Raw genomic sequence first — 5,313 nt, forward strand, 5'->3', positions numbered from 1 at the left:
GGACGCTCGGGATGCTGGTCGAGCTGTACGCCCGGGTCGAGCCCAGCGGCTGGCGGTTCGGGGACCGGCCGGGGCGGGACACCAAGCGCGCCAGGTCGTGGCTGGGGGAGGACCTGGACGCCCTGGAGGAATTCACCCAAGGCTACGAAGGCCCGCTGAAAGTGCAGGCGGTCGGGCCGTGGACGCTGGCGACGAGCGTGGAGACCCGCAACGGCGAGGCGGCGCTGCGCGACCCCGGCGCGGTGCGCGACCTGGCCGGATCGCTCGCCGAGGGCATCGTCGCGCACCTGGAGGACCTGGCCCGGCGGGTGCCGGGCGCCCGGCTCGTCCTGCAGCTGGACGAGCCGTCCCTCACCGACGTGCTGACCGGGCAGGTCAGGACCGCCAGCGGCTACCAGACCTACCGGGCGGTGGACCGCACGCTGGCCGAGTCGACCCTGCGGGAGCTGATCGAGGCGGCCGGCGTCCCGGTCGTCGTGCACTCCTGCGCCGCCGACGTGCCCTTCGCGCTGCTGCGCCGGGCCGGCGCGGCCGGGCTCTCCTTCGACTTCTCGCTGCTCACCGAGCGTGACTGGGACGTCTTCGGTGAGGCGGCCGAGGCGGGCACCGCGCTGTTCGCCGGCGTCGTGCCGGGCACGGACTCCGCATTGTCGGACCCTGCCGGTAGCGTCAGTGGTGTTCGGGCGCTGTGGCGCAGGCTGGGGCTGGCACCGGGGGCATTGGGTTCCTCCGTGGCCGTCACCCCCTCCTGCGGTCTGGCGGGGGCCTCACCGGCCTATGCCCGTGCCGCTCTGCTGCATTGCGGGAAGGCGGCACGCTCGCTCGTTGACAACCCTGAGTGACGCCTGACCGAGGAAGGACGGAATCGTGGCAGCCCTGGAGGACGCACAGCCCGCGGAGGTCCCCGCCGAGGCCCGGGAGCAGCACGCCCGCCTGGCCGAGCAGGTCGAGGAGCACCGCTTCCGTTACTACGTCAACGACGCGCCGGTCGTCAGCGATGCGGACTTCGACCGGCTGCTGCGGCAGCTGGAGGCGCTGGAGGAGCGGCATCCGGCGCTGCGCACCCCGGATTCGCCCACCCAGAAGGTCGCCGGGGCCTACGCGACCGAGTTCACCTCCGTCCAGCACCGCGAGCGCCTGCTGTCCCTGGACAACGCCTTCACCGAGGAGGAGCTGACCACCTGGGCGGACCGGGTGGCCGCCGAGCTCGGCCCGCCGGACAACGAGCGCGGTCCGTACCACTTCCTGTGCGAGCTCAAGGTGGACGGCCTCGCGGTCAACCTCACCTATGAGCACGGCCGGCTGACAAGGGCCGCGACCCGCGGCGACGGCCGCACCGGCGAGGACATCACCCCCAACGTCCGCACCATCGCCGACATCCCCGACCGGCTGGCCGGCGAGCGGCTGCCGGAGCTGGTCGAGATCCGCGGCGAGGTCTACTTCCCCGGCGAGAAGTTCGAGGAGCTGAACGCCCGGCTGGTGGAGGGCGGTGACAAGCCCTTCGCCAACCCCCGCAACGCCGCGGCTGGCTCCCTGCGCCAGAAGGACCCCCGGATCACCGCCTCCCGGCCGCTGCGGATGGTGGTGCACGGCATCGGCGCCCGCCAGGGCTTCGACATCGACTGCCAGTCGCACGCCTACGAACTGCTGCGCGGCTGGGGCCTGCCCACCGCCCGGCACAACAAGGTGGCGGACTCCCTGGCCGAGGTGCGGGAGTTCATCGACTACTACGGCGAGCACCGCCACGACGTCGAGCACGAGATCGACGGCGTGGTGGTCAAGGTGGACGAGATCCCGCTGCAGGGCCGGCTCGGCTCCACCTCCCGGGCGCCGCGCTGGGCGATCGCCTGGAAGTACGCCCCGGAGGAGGTCAACACCAAGCTGCTGGAGATCCGGGTCGGCGTCGGCCGCACCGGCCGGGTCACGCCGTTCGCGGTGGTCGAGCCGGTCACGGTGGCCGGCTCCGAGGTCGAGTTCGCCACCCTGCACAACCAGGAGGTGGTGAAGAGGAAGGGCGTCCTGATCGGCGACACCGTGGTGCTCCGCAAGGCCGGCGACGTCATCCCGGAGATCCTCGGCCCGGTGGCGGACCTGCGGGACGGCAGCGAGCGGGAGTTCGTGATGCCCGCCGAGTGCCCCGAGTGCGGCACCGCGCTGCAGCCCATGAAGGAAGGGGACATCGACCTGCGGTGCCCCAACGCGCGGGCCTGTCCCGCCCAGTTGCGCGAGCGGATCTTCTACCTCGCCGGGCGGCGCAGCCTGGACATCGAGGCGCTCGGTTACGTGGCGGCCACCGCCCTCACCCAGCCGCTGGAGCCGCAGCAGCCGCCGCTGGGCAACGAGGGCGACCTGTTCGGGCTGAAGATCGAGGAACTGCTGCCGATCCGCTCCTACGTCCTCGACCAGGACACCGGCCTGCCCAAACGTGATCCGGAGACCGGCGAGCCGAAGGTCGTCACCTTCTTCGCCAATCAGAAGGGCGAGCCGAAGAAGAACGCGCTGGCCATGCTGGACAACATCCAGGCCGCCCGGCAGCGCCCGCTGGCCCGGGTGATCACCGGCCTGTCCATCCGCCATGTCGGCCCGGTCGCCGCCGAGGCGCTGGCCCGCGAGTTCCGCGACCTGGACCGGATCAAGGACGCCGCCGAGGAGGAACTGGCCGCCGTCGACGGCGTGGGGGCGACGATCGCCGCCTCGGTCAAGCAGTGGTTCACCGAGGACTGGCACCTGGAGATCATCGACAAGTGGCGCGCGGCCGGGGTGAAGTTCACCGAGGAGGGCTCCGACGAAGGGCCGAGGCCGCTCGAAGGGCTCACCGTGGTGGTGACCGGAACACTCACCGGACATACCCGGGATGGCGCAAAAGAGGCGCTGGGCAGCCGCGGGGCGAAAGTCACCAGCGCGGTTTCCAAGAAAACGGACTTTGTGGTCGTCGGCGACAACCCCGGTTCCAAGTTCGACAAGGCCGTGCAACTGAAGGTGCCGGTCCTGGACGAGGAGGGCTTCGCGGTGCTTCTCGAGGAGGGTGCCGACGCGGCCCGCCAGCGGGCGGTGAATCCCGCGGAATCCGAAGGTGAATCCGACTGAATAGCCCGCAGATGTCACCCGATCGGCCCATATCAGAAGAGGGCGACACCGCTGGTCGCATTCGGGCAATGGCAGCCGATCGGTGCCCGAGGCGGCGCCTTCCGGCCTACTGTTGAGAAGCGCGACTGCCGGGGCACCAACCTTGCAGCGGACCGGGCGGTTCACCTCCGTGGGTTCCGGCGCGGTGGACCGCATGCTTCACCAGGCTGGGAGAGGGACGGGGATGGAACCGACGGAGAGCGCCGGCGGGGCGCCGCTGGCCGGTCGCGCGCCGGTGCCCGTGTTCCCCGCCGTGCCCAGGCCCGTGCTCCGCGTGGTCGTACCGGCGCTGGCGGCGGCCGCCCTGACGGTCTGTGTGATCCGGATGGTCGACCAGGGCTGCGCGCTCTTCCCCGGCGGCACCGTCGGCTGGGCGTTCGCCGTCCTCACCGGCGTCATCGTCGGCCATCTGGTGGCGATGGGCCGCGACCGGTGGTGGGGCGGCACCGGCTCCGGCGCCGCGCTGACCCTGGCCATGCTGCTGCTCTACGGCTGGGTGCCGGCTGTCCTGGTCAGCCTCGCCGTGGTGATGCTGGTCGGGGCGGCCCGGCGGCACCGCTGCCGGCAGGCCGCGCTGCACGCCGCCATCGACATCCTGGGCATCGGCGCCGGCGCGGTCAGCCTCGCCCTGTTCGGCGTGCACCCCTCGGTGGAGCATCCGTGGCTGCCCGACGACTGGTCGGCTTCGGCCGTCCTCAGCGTCACCGTCACCGCACTGGCGTATCTCGCCGGCACCCGCGCCCTGCTGTGGTGGACGTTCGCCCCGCAAGGGGGCGGGCTGCCCACCGTGGCCCGCACCGCGCTGCTGCGGCAGGGCATGGTCGGCGGCGCGCTGCTCGGCATCTCGCCGCTGATCCTTGTCGTCGCCTGCCACAAGCCGGTGCTGCTCCCGCTGTTCGCGGTGCCGCTCATCGCCCTGGACTCCACCTTGTGGATAGCGCACGCCCGCGCGGAGGAGCAGTTGCGCGACCCGCTCACCGGCCTGCCCAACCGCCAGTGGCTGCTGGAGCGGGCCTGGACGGCGCTGGGCACCGCCCAGGAGCGCGGCGAGCGCGTCGCGCTGATCCTCATCGACCTCGACAAGTTCCGGTCGGTCAACGACACGCTGGGCCATCTGGCCGGTGACCGGCTGCTGCTGCAGATCGCCGACCGGCTGCGGCTGGCCCTGCCGCGCGGCGCCGAGGCCGCCCGGCTCGGCGGCGACGAGTTCGCGGTGCTGCTGCCCGCCTGCGACTCGCCGACCCGCGCCCAGCGGGTGGCCCGGGCGCTGGTCGCGGCCCTCGGCTCACCGCTCAGCCTGGACGGGCTGACCCTCGAACTGGAGGCCAGCGCCGGGGTGTCGGTCTTCCCGGACCACGCGCTGGACGCCGAGGGGCTGCTGCGGCGCGCCGACGTGGCGATGTACCAGGCCAAGCGGGACCGCAGCGGCGTCGAGGTCTACGACGCCGCCCGCGACGCCAACACGCCGGACCGGCTCGGCCTGCTCGGCGACCTGCGCCGGGCGCTGGACGCCGGCGAGGTGGAGCTGCACTACCAGCCGAAGGTCCGCTTCGACGGGCAGGTGGCCGGCCTGGAGGCGCTGGTGCGCTGGGTGCACCCGGAGCGCGGGCGGGTCAACCCCGAGGAGTTCATCGGCATGGCCGAGACCTCCGGGCTGATGCCGCAGCTCACGGAATACGTGCTGGAGAAGGCGCTCGGCCAGATCGCCGCCTGGCGGCGGATGGGCCTGGAGGTGCCGGTCGCGGTCAACGTCTCGCCGCGCGACGTGCACAGCCCCGGCTTCGCCGGCGCGGTCGCCGCGCGGCTGGCCCGGCACCAGGTGCCGCCGGGCGCGCTCCAGCTGGAAATCACAGAAACGGTCCTGCTGGAGGATCCGCAGCAGGCCGCGGACACGCTGAACGGACTGACCGGTCACGGCGTCAAGATGTCGCTGGACGACTTCGGCACCGGTTACTCCTCCCTGGTGCACCTGCGCCGGCTGCCGGTCAGCGAGCTGAAGATCGACCGCTCCTTCGTGGCCCGGCTGGTGGTGGACCCCGAGGACGCGGAGATCGTCCGCTGCACGGTGGACCTCGCGCACTCGCTCGGCCTGCTGGTGGTGGCCGAGGGCGTCGAGGACGACGAGACCTGGGAGCGGCTGCGGGAGCTGCGCTGCGACGCGGTCCAGGGCTGGCTGGTCGCCCCCGC

At 72.5% G+C, this 5,313-nt stretch carries 3 protein-coding genes; all 3 read left to right on the top strand.

Annotation, left to right across the window (positions count from 1 at the left end):
* The coding region (locus tag GA0115240_RS05900; RefSeq protein ID WP_107407105.1) for a methionine synthase at nucleotides 1-842 on the top strand (842 nt) is incomplete at its 5' end.
* 25 nt (nucleotides 843-867) lie between these two features.
* A complete protein-coding gene (gene ligA, locus GA0115240_RS05905; RefSeq protein WP_256069567.1) occupies nucleotides 868-3,087 on the top strand; it encodes an NAD-dependent DNA ligase LigA in 2,220 nt (739 codons plus the stop codon).
* A gap of 223 nt (nucleotides 3,088-3,310) precedes the next feature.
* Nucleotides 3,311-5,313 (top strand): putative bifunctional diguanylate cyclase/phosphodiesterase (locus GA0115240_RS05910; RefSeq protein ID WP_093735593.1); only part of this gene is annotated, 2,003 nt, incomplete at its 3' end.

The organism is Streptomyces sp. DvalAA-14, assembly GCF_900091855.1.
In the GTDB taxonomy this organism is placed as follows: domain Bacteria; phylum Actinomycetota; class Actinomycetes; order Streptomycetales; family Streptomycetaceae; genus Actinacidiphila.